The following is a 14,630-nucleotide window of genomic DNA, read 5'->3' as shown; positions in this document are numbered from 1 at the left end:
GAGGGGCCGGCGGTGCTGACAGCAAGCCGTCTGACGTGCTTCGCCATCGCGTTCGCCTTCGCCGTACCGAGCACGCTGGTGATGTTCCGCGACAACGGCGTGGTCACTCGGGACGCGTGGGTCAAGAGCTTCATTCTCGCCGCGGCCGCTGCCACGGTCATCTCGGTCGTCTTCGGTAAGGGCAACCTGTGAACATATCCGTGATCGTCCGCCGCCACCGACTGCTGCTCGGCGCCGGCACCCTCCTCGGCCTGATGGGCACCGTCGCCACCCTCGTACAGCCGCTTCTCATCGGCGACCTGATCGAGGCCGTCGCGACGGATCGGCCGGTGCTGTGGCCGATCGTGTTCATCGCCGCCCTGTTCGCCGCCGACGCGCTACTGGCCGCGACCCACTTCTATCTGATCGGCCGTGCCGGGGAGAACATCGTCCTCGACATGCGCACCACGCTCACCGGCCGTCTCCTGCACGCGCAGATACGGGCGTTCAACAAGCTGGAGCACGGCGATGTGTTCACCCGAACCGTCGCCGACACCTCGATCGCCAGGATCGCCCTGTCCTCGTCCGTGGCCCAGATGATCACTTCTGGGTTCACCGCCGTCGGCTGCATCGCCGTCATGGCGTGGATCGACTGGCAGATGCTGCTGGCCACGGCCGGCTGCCTCGGCACCGCCTCGGCGATCGCCCTCGGGCTGGCCCGCGCGGTCCGCAGAGCGGCAGTGACGAACCGGGAGGACACCAGCGCTTACGGCTCAGGACTCCTGCGGGTGCTGGGAGCGTTGACCACCGTGAAGGCGTCCCGTGCCGAGCAGCGTGAGGAGGAGCGCCTCCACACCCTCGCGGACGCCGCACGCGGCAGCGGGCTCCGCGTCACCCGGCTGTCGGCGATGCTGATGCCCGCCATGAACGTCGGTACGCAGGTGTCCCTGGCCGTGGTGATCGCGTGGGGCATGGCGCGGACCGCCACCGGAGCCCTCCCTGTCGAGGACCTGACGGCATTCATCATGTACCTGTTCTATCTGGTGTCTCCGCTGGTGATGCTGTTCATGTCGCTCGGGGAGTTCCAACAGGGCCGGGCCGCCATCGACAGGGTGCAGGAGCTGGCCGCCATCGAGCAGGAGGAGACCGGCGACGCGACCGGCTCCGTCACCGTCGCAGGGGCACCGGCGGTCGAGTTCGAGGCCGTCACCTTCAGCTACGGCGACACCGCGGCCCCCGCCGTGAACGACGTGTCGTTCTCCCTGCCCGCCACCGGAGTGACCGCGATCGTGGGCCCGTCCGGCGCCGGCAAGACAACCCTGTTCCAGCTCGTCGAGCGCTTCTTCACCCCCGACCGGGGCACGATCCGCCTGGCCGGGACCGACACCGCGAGCATGCCGCTCGGCGAACTGCGCTCGCGGATCGGTCTCGTCGAGCAGGACTCCCCGCTGATGCGTGGCACGGTGAGGGAGAACCTCACGTACGCCCACCCGGACGCCACCCCCGAGGACATTGCGGTGGCGGTGGAGGCTGCCCACCTGACCAAGGTCATCGACGCCCTGCCGGACGGTCTGGACACCGAACTCGGTGAAGGCGGAACCGGCCTGTCCGGAGGGCAGCGGCAGCGCCTCGCCATCGCCCGGGCCCTGCTGACCCGTCCCGATGTGCTGCTCCTCGACGAGGCCACCTCGAACCTCGACTCCGACTCCGAGACGGCCCTTCGCGACGCCCTCACCACCATCGGTGCCCGCTGCCAGGTCCTCACCATCGCGCACCGCTTGTCCACCACCATCGGCGCCGACCGTATCCTCGTCATCGAGGACGGGCGCCTGCGCGCCATCGGCACGCACGCCGAGCTGATGGACGGCGACAGCACCTACCGGCGGCTTTCCGGCCGACAGCTCGCCCCCTCCGGGACCGCCTCATGAGCCCCGCGACGAACGCCGCGATCGTAGGCTCCGGGCCCAACGGGCTCGCCGCCGCCGTGACCCTCGCCCGGGCCGGCCTGAGCGTCTCCCTGTTCGAGGCGGCTGACACCATCGGCGGCGGCTTGCGCACCGAGCCGCTCTTCGACCAGGACGTGGTGCACGACATCTGCTCGGCCGTCCACCCCATGGCCGCCGCCTCCGCGTTCTTCCGGCAGTTCGACCTGCCCGCTCGCGGAGTGCGGCTGCTGCAGCCCGATATGCCGTACGCCCACCCCCTGCCCGACGGGCGGGCGGCGGCCGCATGGCGCAGCGTCAGCCGCACTGCGGACCACCTGGGCGCCGACGGCCCGCGCTGGGCACGACTCATGGGCCCCCTGGCCAACCGGTCCCAGGCCGTGGTCGACCTACTCCTGTCCAGTCAGCGCACCCTGCCACCGGATCTTCTGACGCCTCTGCTACTCGCACCCCGCGTGCTGGCCCACGCCACCGAGCGCACACCCTTCACCACCGAGCCGGCGCGGGCGCTGATGGCGGGCGTGGCCGCGCACGCCGTCGGCAGGCTCCCGTCGATCGCGTCGGCGGCGGTCGCGATGCTCCTCGCGCACACCGCGCACAGCAGCGGCTGGCCCCTGGCCCAGGGTGGCAGCGCCCGCATCGCCGACGCGATGGCGGCCGACATCACCGCGCACGGCGGCGTCTTCCACACCGGACACCGCATCAGGGACCTGGTCGAGCTCGCCGACTTCCCGCTCGTCCTGATGGACGTCAGTCCCAAGGAACTCCTGGCGATCACCGGTGAGCGGCTGCCCTCCGGCTACCGGCGCGCCCTGCGCCGCTTCCGCTACGGCCCAGGCGCGGCGAAGGCCGACTTCCTCGTCTCCGGACCCATCCCGTGGGCCAACCCGCTCGTGCGGCAGGCCGGCACGGTCCACCTCGGCGGCACCCGGGCCGACATCTTCCGTCAGGAAACCGCCACCGCGGCGGGAAACCGGGTCCGCGACCCGTTCGTCCTGGTCGTGGACCCAGCCGCCACTGATCCGTCCCGGGTCGCAGGGGGCAAACGGCCCGTATGGGCCTACGCCCACGTCCCCAACGGCGACACCCGCGACCCGGTCGACCTGATCCGTCGGCGCATCGAGGAGTACGCACCGGGCTTCACCGACACAGTCATCGCTTCCCGTGGCCTCTCGGCCGCCCAGTACGCGATGTACAACCCCAACTACGTGGGTGGGGACATCGCCGCGGGAGCCATGACCCTACGCCAGTCACTGGCGCGCCCGACCGCGCGCTGGGACCCGTACACCACCCCGCTGCCCGGGGTGTACCTGTGCTCCGCGTCCACCCCTCCCGGACCTTCCGTGCACGGCATGTGCGGCCATCTCGCCGCCCTGTCCGCGCTCCGCCGCCATCACGGCATACGGACCCCGCCCAACCTGTCTCCACCGAAGAAGGAGTTGATCTGATGCGTGCTCGCGTCCCGGTCGCCGCAGCGGCCGCCGTCGGCGCCCTGCTCACCGTCGCCACCCCGGCCACCGCTGCGGACGTCACCAAGCCGGCGCGGACCGTCGCCTGGTCGGCCGGACACGAAACAGCCACCGCCACCGGTGAGCGGTGGATCGAGCAGCCCCGCGACCTGGTGATCAGCGGAAAGCTGTCCAACACCGGTGAGGGCTGCTACTCGGTGTGGACCCGGTTCGTCAACGACCTTGCCCCGGGTCCGCTCAGGAAGCAGGCCGAGGTGTGCGGCCCTGGCACTGTCGACGTCACGGCACGACAGGCCCACCGGCTCACCTCCTCCGGCCGGCTCACGGTGTGCAAAGGCACCGAAAACATGAGGGACTGCGGTCCCTGGCAGAACATCACCTCGTGGCCCGCCAACCGGGACTGACCACGCCCACCGAAAGGAGAAGCAGCATGAGCGGCATCGACAGGAACGACCTCGACGAGGTCATCGCCAAGACCTTCAACGAGGTCAAGACCGCCGTGAACACGCACAGCGAGAAGAGCATCCAGATGTACAGCAATGCTCTGCGGGCACTGGTGGAGCTGCGGCAGCAGATCCTGCGAGAGGAGCACGCCGGCAGCTAGCCACCGCGAAGCGTCGGTCCTCAGGCCCTGATGGTGGCCCTGAGGACCGACGCTGTCGTGTGCGACCGCTGTCCGGGCAGCCGATCGAATCGGCTACCCCCTGCGCGTGCCCTGTCCGTGCCCTTCAGGGCGGTGAGCACCACCAGGGGCAGGCGGGCAGGGTGCATGCTCGGGCAGCCACGACGGATGAGCCCGATCCCCTCCGAGTGTGCGTCTTCCCGGAGGGGGGCTGGATGCGGAACGGGGGAACGGGGGAGAGAAACAGGTGCGGGTCCAGCCCTCGTTGCGGCCGGGCCTGCACAAGGTCCCGGCCCCCGTGCCCGTCTCGTGCAAACGGGCTCGGCAGAAGCCGGCCGGGGCCTAGCAGAAGCCGTTGAGGCCCCACCACTCGCCGTCGGTCCGCTCGCCGCCCGACAGGAGGCCGTTGCCCAGTCCCCGGTAGGTGACCAGCCAGCCGAGGTGACCCGGGTAGCCGTCGATCACGTACTTGTCGTTGGTCACGGCGGCAAGATCGGGACGTCCGTCGCCGGAGAAGTCGCCGGGCGCAATAAGGTTGGCCATGGCGTTCCAGCCGCCCTTGCCGGCCAGGACGCGCCCGCCGAGGGCGGCTGAGCGGCCGGGGTAGAGCCACAGTTTGCCGGTGGACGCCTCGCGCGCGTAGAGGTCGGGGCGCCCGTCGCCGTTCATGTCGCCCACGCCGACGAGCGCGTTCATGGCGTTCCAGCCGCCGGTGCCGATGAGCTTGCGCGCGCCGAGCGTGCCGGTGGAGGTGCCCGGGTACAGGTACAGCTTGCCCGTGGTCTTCTCGACCGCGATCAGGTCGGAGCGGCCGTCACCGGTCAGGTCGCCGAAGGCGGTGATGTTGCGCATGCCGTTCCAGCCGCCCGCACCGATCAGCTTGCGGGTGCCGAGGGAGCCGGTCCCGGTGCCTGGGTAGAGCCACAGCTTGCCGGTGGACGCCTCGCCGGCGATGAGGTCCTCGCGGCCGTCACGGTTGAAGTCGCCGTGCCGGGCGAGGGCGTTCATGCCGTTCCAGCCGCCCGTGCCGATGAGCCGGCCGGTGCCGTCGCCCGGAGTGAACCACAGCCGTCCGGCCGTGTCGCGGGCGATCACGTCGGCCTTGCGGTCGCCGTTCATGTCACCGAAGCCCAGGGCCTTGGGGGAGGTCTCGGAGTACCAGCGCGGGTAGGCGGGCTGGCTGCACTCGCGCTCGGTGCGGACGAACTTGACCGAGCTGGTCGTCGCGGTCGGGTACGAGTGGTATTCGCCGGGACCGGCGGGATCCTCGGGGAAGTAGCCACCCCACGGCACGTAGTTCTTGTCTTCGTAGACGCAGGCGATCGATCCTGTCCGGTTGACGTGCGAGCGGATCTTGTTGTCCCAGCTGCCCAGGTCCGCGACACTCTTGTTCGTCTTGTACATCTGCCCGGTCGCGCTCCCGCCCGACCAGCCACACCAGTAGCCCGCCGGGCAGTCGTACGCGCCGGCCGCCGCCGGAGCGGCATTCACGGTGGCCAGGCCGGTGCCGGCGAGCACGAGGCCGGCGAGCGTCGCCACCCCCCGCACGAAACGGTTCTGCATGTGCTGTATCCCCTCCCACTTGATGCGCGTCGGCACCTTATCCCGTCGGACCGACGGGGCTGCGGGGCAGTGCTGCGGGTCTCCAGTTGCCGGCCGTCGCAGGCCGGGAAGCAGCGGCACGCCTGAGTGCCGGACGCGTCCGCACACCCGCGCCCGCACACGCACACGCTCGGACCGGCCGGTGCTGCGGTTACACGGGGCCGTGTGGCAGCACGGTAGATGCCGACGGCGACGGTGCAGCCGCACCTGCACCCGGGCGTCTTCTCGACCCTGAGAACCCCCAGATATCCCTGATATGTGTCAGCCTCCTTTGACAGGTGTCGCACAGTGCTGTCAGCTTTGACTGACAGGTAGGTACGAAGGGGGTCGCGATGGCCGGGGTCCCGCACCCTCAGCCGACCGGGGACGAGCTGCTGAAGGTATTCGCGGCGCTCGGGAACCCGCACCGGCTGAGGATCGTGGAGGCGCTCGTCTCCGGGGGCCGGAACTACGTCAGCCGGCTCGCCCGCGAGCTGGAGATCGGCCGTCCACTGCTGCACATGCATCTGCAGCGGCTGGAGGCGGCCGGACTGGTCGCCGGCTCCCTGGAGCTGTCGGAGGACGGCAAGGCGATGAAGTACTTCGAGGTCACGCCCTTCGCCTACACGCTCACCCCAGACGTCGTGGCGGCCGCGGCGCGGACGATCACCGAGGAAGAGAAGGAAGAGGCGGCGACCGTGAAGGAGAAGGCGAAATGAACGGAACGGACTGGGCCGGCGTGGTCGGCGCCGGCGGGGTCTTTTTCCTCCTCATCGTGGTCGTCTGGCAGTTCGCCGCGACCTGGCGGGCCCGCATGCTCGCCGCCCGCGAGGAGCAGTACAGGCAGCTCGCCGCGAAGTACGCCGAGCTGCTGGAGGACAACGTCGAGCTGCACCGTCGCACGCTGGACGAGCTGTCGCAGGCCCGCGCCTCGATCACCTCGATGGAGAAGATGATGCGCTCCATCGAGTAGCACCACGCCCCATGACGTACGGCCGGGAGCGGCAACTCCCGGCCGCACTGATGGAGAACGCATCCCAGGCACCCACCCCTGTGCCACGGCAGGTCGGCAAACCATCACGCCGTGGTGCGGGTCCCGTGCGCCCTTTCACCGGTCGGAGACCGGCCGTACTCCACACCCAGGAGACTACTCATGAACGCGCTGCTCAGGCGCGCGGCGAGCGCCCCCGGCGGTCGCCGCACCAAATGGCTCGTCCTCGTCGCATGGCTGATCCTCGCCGTCGCGCTCGGTCCGCTCGCGGGCAAACTCGGGGACGTCGAGGACACCGGCGCCAACGCCTTCCTGCCGGGGGCATCCGAATCCGCGCAGGTCAACACGGAGTTGGAGAAGTTCCGTACCGACACGGTGATGCCCGCGGTCGTCGTCTACACCGGCCAGGGCGCGGACGCGAAGGCCGCCGGGGACCGGGCCGCCTTTGCGACGTTCGCGGCCGAGGGCGAGCAGGTCTCGCCGCCCGTCCCGTCCGGCGACGGCAAGGCCCTGATGACGGTCGTCCCGCTCTCCACCGAGGGGGACGACATCACCGCCACGATCGACGAGATGCGCGAGATCGCGTCCACCAACGCCCCACCGGGCGTGGATGTCGCCGTGGGCGGTCCCGCCGGTTCGCTCACCGACCAGGTCGCGGTCTTCGACTCCCTCGACTCCACCCTGATGATCGCCACCGGACTGGTGGTGGCCGTCCTGCTGCTGATCACCTACCGCAGCCCGGTCCTGTGGCTCTTCCCGCTGCTCTCGGTCGGCTTCGCCGCGGTCCTCACCCAGGTGGGAACGTATCTGCTCGCCAAGTACGCGGACCTCCCGGTCAATCCGCAGAGTTCGGGCATCCTCATGGTGCTCGTCTTCGGCGTCGGCACGGACTACGCGCTGCTGCTCATCGCCCGCTATCGCGAGGAGCTGCACCGCCACGAGGACCGGCACGAGGCCATGCAGATCGCGCTGCGCCGCTCGGGACCGGCGATCCTCGCCTCCGCCGGAACCATCGCCGTCGGCCTCGCCTGCCTGGCCCTCGCCGACCTCGACCCCTCACGCTCCATCGGCCTGGTCGGCGCGGTGGGCGTGCTCTGCGGCTTCCTCGCGATGATCACCTTCCTGCCGGCGCTGCTCGTCGTCGCGGGCCGCTGGGTCTTCTGGCCGTTCGTACCGCGGTCCGGCACGCCCGCCCTCAAGGCGCACACCGTCTGGTCCCGCATCGGCGCCGCCGTCGCCCGGCGCCCCCGCTGGTCCTGGATGATGTCCGTCGCCGTCACCGGCGTCCTCGCGCTCAGCGCGGCCGGTATCTCCATGGGCCTGCAGCAGGCCGAGATGTTCCAGGACAAGCCCGAGTCGGTCGTCGCCCAGGAAAGGATCTCCGTGCACTACCCGTCCGGCGCTTCCGACCCGGCAAGGATCGTCACGCGCGCGGCGAAGGTCTCGGACGTCGGGTCCGCGGCATCCGAGGTGGACGGTGTCGCCCGGATCGAGGACGGCGAGCGTACGGCGGACGGCCGACTGGCCACCCTGTCCGTCGTGCTGAAGGACGTCCCGGACAGCGAGGCGGCCAAGGACACCATCGACGGTCTGCGCGACGCCGTGCATGCGGTCGACGGCGCCGAGGCGCTCGTCGGCGGCACCACGGCGCAGACCCTCGACATCCAGCGCGCGTCCGACCGCGACCTGAAGATGGTCATCCCGGCCGTGCTCGCCGTCGTCGTGCTCGTACTGATCTGGCTGCTGCGATCCCTGGTCGCCCCGCTGCTGCTGCTCGCCACGGTCGTCGTCTCGTACTTCGCGGCACTCGGCGCCTCGAACCTGCTCTTCGAGCACGTCTTCGGGTTCGCGGGCGTGGACCGGTCGCTCCCCCTCCTGGGGTTCGTCTTCCTCGTCGCCCTCGGCATCGACTACAACATCTTCCTGATGCACCGCGTACGGGAAGAGGTCGGCCGCATCGGCCACACCCGCGGTGTACTGGAGGGCCTGACCAGCACCGGAGGCGTCATCACCTCCGCGGGCATCGTCCTCGCCGCCACCTTCGCGGTCTTCGCCGGCCTGCCGCTGGTGACGATGGCGCAGATGGGCGTACTCGTCGGCATCGGCGTTCTCCTGGACACCTTCCTGGTCCGCACGATCCTCGTCCCGGCCCTCGCGCTCGACCTGGGCCGCTGGTTCTGGTGGCCCGGCCGCCTGTTCCGGAGCCTGGGCCGGCGTGACGGCACCGAGGGTGCATCGCACACCGCGGTGGCGGACCGGACACACGAGCCCGCCTGATCCCAGAGGCTGCGCCAGGGCTTTTCGGTCGCCCGGTCACCCGGTCACCGGGCGAGCGGGCGACCGGTCGCCCGGGAAGCAACGTGACGCCTCGTGCACCCGCTCGGGCCCGCGTCCACGGGACCGGGCCGGTCAACCGCCCAGGCGCCGAAGGGCGTCACCGAGGTCCGCGGCCCCCGTCGCGCGGCGATGGTGCGGGAGCCTGGCCAGGAGCGGCCAGGGCCACGAGCCGTTCGGCCCGTTCCGTCACGGCCGTCAGCGGGGGTTTGCCTTCCCCTGCGCAGGCCGGCTCGTCTCCAGCATTCTGGCCGCCTCCGACCGGCTCCGTTCATCGGCCCGCTTCCTCCCGGACCGCGCCGGACTGCGCCTGATGCAGGTCCATCAGGAAGTCGGCGGCCTCACGCCGTTGGCCGGAGAGGCCGTGCTCCTGCTGTGGACGACGGGTGTGGTGACGCCGGCCGCGGTGAGCTTCGCCCGGCGGGACGTCTGGGGCCCGGACGGGGTCCAAGGCCCGGATGGGGAGAGGGCCCCGCTCAGCGCCGTGCGGACGGGGGACCGAGCCCCGACGGACACCCCATCACCCGTCTGGCCAACCTGACGTGCCGTCGCCCGCCGCAAGCGGAACCCTAGGATCCGTCACCAGACGCAGGGATGTCGCCCGCCCCTGCCCGGCATCGGCAGGGCCCCTCATGACCGGAGGAGACGGGATGCTGCACGGCTCCGGCCGGACCCACTGGAAGCGGTTCGCCGCCGTTCTCGTCCCGGGCGTCGTGGCCGCCGCCGCCCTCGGCATCGGCATGGCGCAGGGAGCGCTGGCCGCCTCGTTCTTCATCTCCGGCAAGCGGTTCCAGGTCGCGATGGACACCCTGGAGGCCCGTGGTGTGAGCATCTACGGCATGGTGGACGTGACCAAGGAAGGCACCCTCGTCCCGGTCGTGGTCACCGGAGCCCGGCACGCGACGATCAGCGGCCTGTGCCAGACCGTGGTGGTGCAGGTCCCGGTTCTGGGCCCGTACACGCTGAGGCTCACCGGCGGCGAAGAGCGCAGGGCCGAGGCGAGGAACCTGTTCCTCGACGCAACATCCTCGTCGTTCGGGGAGGCGAGTTTCGACGACCTCGACATCGGTGTGGCGGCGGGAGCGATCACCAAGGGCCCGATCGATCCGGGGGACAGGGACTCGAAGTTCTTCGACCCCAACGGCTTCGCCCAGCAGGCGGATTCGGCGTCCCTGACCGACGTGGAGTGGACCACGGTCGCGGTCTCGGCCGCCACGTTCACGGTTCCCGACCTCGAGGTGCGGGTCGAGCAAGGCCGTCACGAGTGCTTCTGAACCTGCGCGCCGCTGCCGCCGACGCCCGCCGTGGATTCAGGACGTGGCGGGGTGAGCGGCCCTTCTGGGCCGGGCTGTTCACCCTCGCGGCGGGCCTGCCCATCGTCTATTTCCCGTACGCGGACATGAGCCTGGGCGGCATCCCGCTGGCCCTGTCGACCACGGCCGGCGCGGGGGCGCTGGTCATCGGGATCCTGCTCGTGGTCCTGGGCATCTCCCTCTGGTTCCACCAGCAGGTGCGCGTCTTCGCCGGGATCACGGCCATGCTGCTCTCCCTCGTCTCGTTTCCCGTGGCGAACTTCGGGGGCCTCTTCATCGGGCTGTTCTGCGGCCTGATCGGCGGTTCCCTGGCCTGTGCCTGGGTCCCGCCCACAGGCACCCCCGAGCCGCTGCCCGCCGCGAACCGCGGGTCCGCGCACGACCCCTCATAGCGCGCGCCCGGGCATCGCGGTAGTGGACGAAGCGACAAATCCGCGCACCGGCCGGCTCAACACTTTGTAGAAGACGACGATGTTCGTGAGGGGCCTCACGGGGTTTGATTCCGGTCACACGACGAGACGCTGCTGGTAACACAGCGGGGCTTCGATGCACGTGACTGTACTGACAACCCTGGGGCCGCCGACGGTGCCGGACCAGGGACAACCAGACCTCCTCCCACTCACCTACCTCTTGAAGGGCAAGGCAGAGATGGCACGTGTCGCCGCCCGGCTTTCCACGGACGGAGAGCAGAGCACCCACCCGGTCGACGAGGTGCTCCCCCTCCCCAAGCTCGCCCTCTACGGCTTCCAGCACGTACTCGCGTTCTACGCGGGCGCGGTGATCGTCCCGATCATCGTCGGCGGTGCCCTGGGACTCACCACGGAACAGCTGGTCTACCTGATCAACGCGGACCTGTTCACCTGCGGTATCGCGTCCATCATCCAGGCGTGGGGCATCGGCCGGATCGGTGCGCGGCTGCCGCTGATCCAGGGCGTCACCTTCACCGCCGTGTCCCCGATGATCGCCATCGGTCTCGGCGCCGGAGGCGGCACGGCCGCCCTCCTCGTCATCTACGGAGCCGTCATCACGGCCGGCATCGCGACCTTCGCGTTCGCCTGGCTGCCCGCCAAGGCGTTCCGGACCGTCATGCGGGCCTTCCCCCCGGTCGTCACCGGAACGGTGATCACCGTCCTCGGCATCGTGCTCATCCCGGTCGGGCTCAACGACGCCGCGGGCGGCGTCGGCAGCCCGGACTTCGGCGACCCCAAGCACTTCGCCTACGCCGGCGGCACCATGCTCTTCATCCTGATCCTGATGAAGCTCCGCAGGCCGTTCGTCTCCAGCATCGCCATCCTGCTCGGCCTGGTCGGCGGCACGGCCACCGCCTTCCTGCTCGGCGACGCCACCTTCGGCGACGTCGGGAAGGCGGACTGGTTCGGGGTCACCACCCCCTTCCACTTCGGTGTGCCGAAGTTCGAGTGGTTCCCGATCCTGCTGATGCTCATCGTCATGCTGATCACCATGGTCGAGACGACCGGCGACACGTACGCCATCGGTGACATCGTCGGCAAGGACGTCGACAGCGAGACCGTGGCCCGCGCGCTGCGTGCCGACGGTGCCGCCACGGCCCTCGGCGGTGCCCTCAACTCCTTCCCGTACGTGGCCTTCGCGGAGAACGTCGGCCTGGTCCGCATGACCAAGGTCAGGAGCAGGTTCGTGGTGGTCGCCGCCGGCGTGTTCATGATCATCCTGGGACTGCTCCCGAAGGGCGCCGCGTTCGTCGCCTCGGTCCCCCACGGGGTGCTCGGCGGCGCGGCAACCGTGATGTTCGCCATGGTGGCACTGGCCGGCATCCAGACCCTGGCCAAGGTCGACCTCAAGGAGGAGAAGAACGCGCTGGTCGTGGGCGTCTCCCTGGCCTTCGCGCTGCTCCCCGCCACCGTCCCGGTGCTCTTCGAGGAGCACATGAACGCCGACCTGTCCTCGCTGCTCAACAGCGGTGTCACTCTCGGCGCCACGGCCGCCATCGTGCTGAACCTGATCTTCAACGGTCTGGGCAAGGACGAGGCCCCGAAGGGTGAAGAGCCTGCGGCGGTCGTCCCGGCCCGCTCTGCCGAGGCCTCGGAGGGCAAGGCCTCTGAGGACAAGGCCGCCAAGGGCGAGGCCCCCGAGGGCGAAGCCGCCCCGTCGCCGACCGCCTGAGCCCTCGAGGTGTGGCCCCGGCCGAGCTCGCCGCCCGGCCGGGGCCACCTCCGCTCGCCACCTCTGCTCGCCACTGCTGTTCGCCGCATGAATGTGCGCGGCGGAATCGGCAAGTCCCCATGCCCGACGGCCCGTTCGCGCGCTGAGCGATCTTGTCTCCGCGCCGGGCATTCGGGAGACCCGCTGCTGCCGCCGGGCGGACATGATCTCGCAGCTGGGCCATTGAAAGCGTCTGCCTCTGCAGCCTGGCCTGCCCGTACCGGACCGACGGCCAGTACGGGCAGGCGACCAGGAAGGCCAGCGGGCGACCGTGTCGCTCGACATCGCCGGGGCGACGGAGGTGACGGCGGCGAAGGCCCTGGCCGAGGCTGCCCGTGTCCGGAGCGTGCCGACGCCCGGGCGGCCGCCGAAGCACTCGTCCGAGCTGCCAACGCCATGGGTCGGAACGTCGCGCTGGTCCGCAGGGCCTGGCTCACCGAGCAGGCCCGGCAGCTGCGCGACGGCGCCTCACCCACCCCGTGCCCGGAACCCGGTGGGACGTCGTCGTCCGCATCCTCCCGTCCCGGCCGGGCCGGTGGAGGACCACGGGCCCGGCCGGTGCCCGCGTCAGAGCAGTGCGTCGGCGATGGTGCCGAGGGACAGGGCGGGGAGGAAGTTGAGCAGCGCCAGGATGATGGACGCCGCGGTGGCCAGGACGACGAAGTTGGCGCCCTGGGCACGGAGCGTGCCGACGGTGACGATTCCCGGCTGCTGCTTGGCGAGGCGGCCGGCCAGCGCCAGGACGCAGACTATCGGCAGATAGCGTCCGGCCAGCATCGCCACCACCATGAGCAGGTTGTGGAAGTCGGTGGCGCCGTTGAAGCCCGCCATCGCACTGCCGTTGCTGTTGGTGTTGCTGGTGTACGCGTAGATGAGCTCGGTCAGACCGTGCGCTCCCGGGTTGCCCATCGAGGTCTGGGCATGGCCCAGCGCGAGCGCGAGGCCCGCGCACCCGAGGATCACGGTGGGCGGGATCAGCGCGTACACGACGACCCACCGCATCTCCGCGAACCCGATCCGCTTACGCAGGTACTCGGGCGTGCGGCCGACCATCAGACCGCCGATGAAGACGGCCACCAGGACCACCATGATCAGGCCGTAGAGCCCGCTGCCGGTGCCGCCGGGGGCGATCTCGCCGAGCATCATCGCGGCCAGCAGCACACCGCCGCCGAGGCTGGAGAAGCTGTCGTACGCGGCGTTGGCCGCGCCGTCGGCGGAGCCCGTGGCGGCCACGCCGAAGAGCGTGGAGCCGGGGACGCCGAAGCGCGTCTCGGTGCCCTCGTACGATCCGCCGACCGCCTCCGTGACCGTGCCGGTGTGGGCGCTCTGCGCGAGCGAGCCGGCGGCGAGCAGCAGGCCGAAGAGGATGCCGACCACCGTGAGGAGCGTCCAGCTGTGCTTCAGGTTGCCGGTCATCCGGCCGAACATGCGGATGCAGGCCGTCGGAATGAGCAGCATCAGCACGATCTCGAAGGCGTTGGTCCACGCCGAGGGATTCTCGAACGGGTGGGCGCTGTTGGCGTTGAAGACACCGCCGCCGTCGCCGGAGAAGAGCTTGAGCCCCTCCCACGAAGCCGCCGGGCCGCCGAGCAGCGTCTGCTTGCCGCCCGCGACCGTGGTGACGGTCTGACCGCCGCCGAGGCTCTGGACCACGCCGCCGGCCATCAGGACCAGTCCGGCGACGACCGCGATCGGCAGCAGGATCCGGAAGATCGTGCGAAGCAGGTCGGTCCAGAAGTTGCCGAGGTCGTCCGTCGAACGCCGGACCAGGCCACGGATCAGGGCGAGGGCCGCGCAGAGGCCGACGGCCGCCGAGGCGAACGCCTGGACGCCCAGGCCCGCCATGACGGCGAGGTGACCGGTCGTCGACTCACCCGCGTAGTTCTGCCAGCTGGTGTTGGTCGTGAACGAGACGGCCGTGTGCAGCGCGAGCCGCCACGGCATGCCCTCGTGCCCCGTCGACCACGGCAGCTTGCCCTGGAGGGTGAAGAGGGTGAAGAGCGCCGCGATGCTCATGAAGGAGAAGGCCAGCAGCGCCGTCAGATAGTGCCGCCAGGTCTGCTCCTTGTCCGGGTCGATGCCGCAGACGCGGTAGAGGGCCTTCTCCGCCCGCCAGTGCTTGCCGCCGTCGAGGGCGCGGGCCATGTAGTCGCCGAGCGGGACGTGCAGCCCCACCACCACGGCGAGAACGATCGATGCCTGGATCCAGGCCGCCAT

The 14,630-nt window shown here is 70.5% G+C and carries 12 protein-coding genes and 1 pseudogene; 11 read left to right on the top strand and 2 right to left on the bottom strand.

All coding sequences use genetic code 11. The features are described from left to right. Positions 1–12 precede the first annotated feature (12 nt). Genes ACWCP0_RS10230 through ACWCP0_RS10210 form a run of 5 tightly spaced genes read left to right on the top strand, consistent with a single transcriptional unit; the run spans position 13 to position 3,995 of the window. Positions 13–192 (top strand): hypothetical protein, encoded by a 180-nt coding sequence (locus tag ACWCP0_RS10230; protein WP_451078404.1) that lies wholly within the window; start codon positions 13–15, stop codon positions 190–192. After that, positions 189–1,907, top strand: a complete 1,719-nt coding sequence (locus tag ACWCP0_RS10225; RefSeq protein WP_451078403.1) for an ABC transporter ATP-binding protein — start codon at positions 189–191, stop codon at positions 1,905–1,907. Before ACWCP0_RS10230 ends, ACWCP0_RS10225 begins: the two co-directional genes overlap by 4 nt. After that, positions 1,904–3,370, top strand: a complete 1,467-nt coding sequence (locus ACWCP0_RS10220) for a phytoene desaturase family protein (protein WP_451078402.1) — start codon at positions 1,904–1,906, stop codon at positions 3,368–3,370. Before ACWCP0_RS10225 ends, ACWCP0_RS10220 begins: the two co-directional genes overlap by 4 nt. Then, positions 3,370–3,795 carry a hypothetical protein gene (locus ACWCP0_RS10215; protein ID WP_451078401.1) on the top strand — a complete coding sequence of 142 codons (426 nt, stop codon included), beginning with the start codon at positions 3,370–3,372 and terminating at the stop codon, positions 3,793–3,795. The genes ACWCP0_RS10220 and ACWCP0_RS10215 overlap by 1 nt, the downstream gene beginning before the upstream one ends. A 26-nt stretch (positions 3,796–3,821) precedes the next feature. Next, on the top strand, positions 3,822–3,995 hold the full coding sequence (locus ACWCP0_RS10210; RefSeq protein ID WP_451078400.1) for a hypothetical protein: 174 nt from the start codon (positions 3,822–3,824) through the stop codon (positions 3,993–3,995). Between the two features lie 360 nt (positions 3,996–4,355). Here ACWCP0_RS10210 and ACWCP0_RS10205 read toward each other — a convergent pair whose 3' ends face one another. Then, complete coding sequence (locus ACWCP0_RS10205) at positions 4,356–5,576, bottom strand: FG-GAP-like repeat-containing protein (protein ID WP_451078399.1); 1,221 nt, start codon at positions 5,574–5,576, stop codon at positions 4,356–4,358. 371 nt (positions 5,577–5,947) lie between these two features. Here ACWCP0_RS10205 and ACWCP0_RS10200 point away from each other — a divergent pair, with 371 nt between their 5' ends. The 6 genes and pseudogenes from ACWCP0_RS10200 (at position 5,948) to ACWCP0_RS10175 (ending at position 12,374) form a co-directional block, all read left to right on the top strand. Further along, entirely contained in the window at positions 5,948–6,313 is a 366-nt protein-coding gene (locus tag ACWCP0_RS10200) for an ArsR/SmtB family transcription factor (protein ID WP_351228181.1), read from the top strand. Next, positions 6,310–6,567, top strand: coding sequence for a hypothetical protein (locus ACWCP0_RS10195; RefSeq protein WP_451078398.1), 258 nt, complete (start codon positions 6,310–6,312; stop codon positions 6,565–6,567). Before ACWCP0_RS10200 ends, ACWCP0_RS10195 begins: the two co-directional genes overlap by 4 nt. A gap of 180 nt (positions 6,568–6,747) precedes the next feature. Beyond that, positions 6,748–8,862, top strand: coding sequence for an MMPL family transporter (locus ACWCP0_RS10190; RefSeq protein ID WP_451078397.1), 2,115 nt, complete (start codon positions 6,748–6,750; stop codon positions 8,860–8,862). A gap of 689 nt (positions 8,863–9,551) precedes the next feature. Next, positions 9,552–10,193 carry a DUF6230 family protein gene (locus ACWCP0_RS10185; protein WP_451078396.1) on the top strand — a complete coding sequence of 214 codons (642 nt, stop codon included), beginning with the start codon at positions 9,552–9,554 and terminating at the stop codon, positions 10,191–10,193. Then, positions 10,184–10,582 (top strand): annotated as a pseudogene (locus ACWCP0_RS10180) (DUF6114 domain-containing protein); the annotation flags it as partial. The gene ACWCP0_RS10185 and the pseudogene ACWCP0_RS10180, both read left to right, overlap by 10 nt. Before the next feature lie 298 nt (positions 10,583–10,880). Continuing rightward, positions 10,881–12,374, top strand: coding sequence for a nucleobase:cation symporter-2 family protein (locus ACWCP0_RS10175; RefSeq protein WP_451078395.1), 1,494 nt, complete (start codon positions 10,881–10,883; stop codon positions 12,372–12,374). A 606-nt stretch (positions 12,375–12,980) separates the two neighbouring features. Here the strand turns inward: ACWCP0_RS10175 and kdpA are convergent. Then, positions 12,981–14,630, bottom strand: a complete 1,650-nt coding sequence (kdpA, locus tag ACWCP0_RS10170; protein WP_451078394.1) for a potassium-transporting ATPase subunit KdpA — start codon at positions 14,628–14,630, stop codon at positions 12,981–12,983.

The organism is Streptomyces sp. NPDC001970, assembly GCF_053594115.1.
The sequence above is the reverse complement of the archived record's forward strand: the minus strand, read 5'-3'. Positions and strand labels throughout refer to the sequence as shown.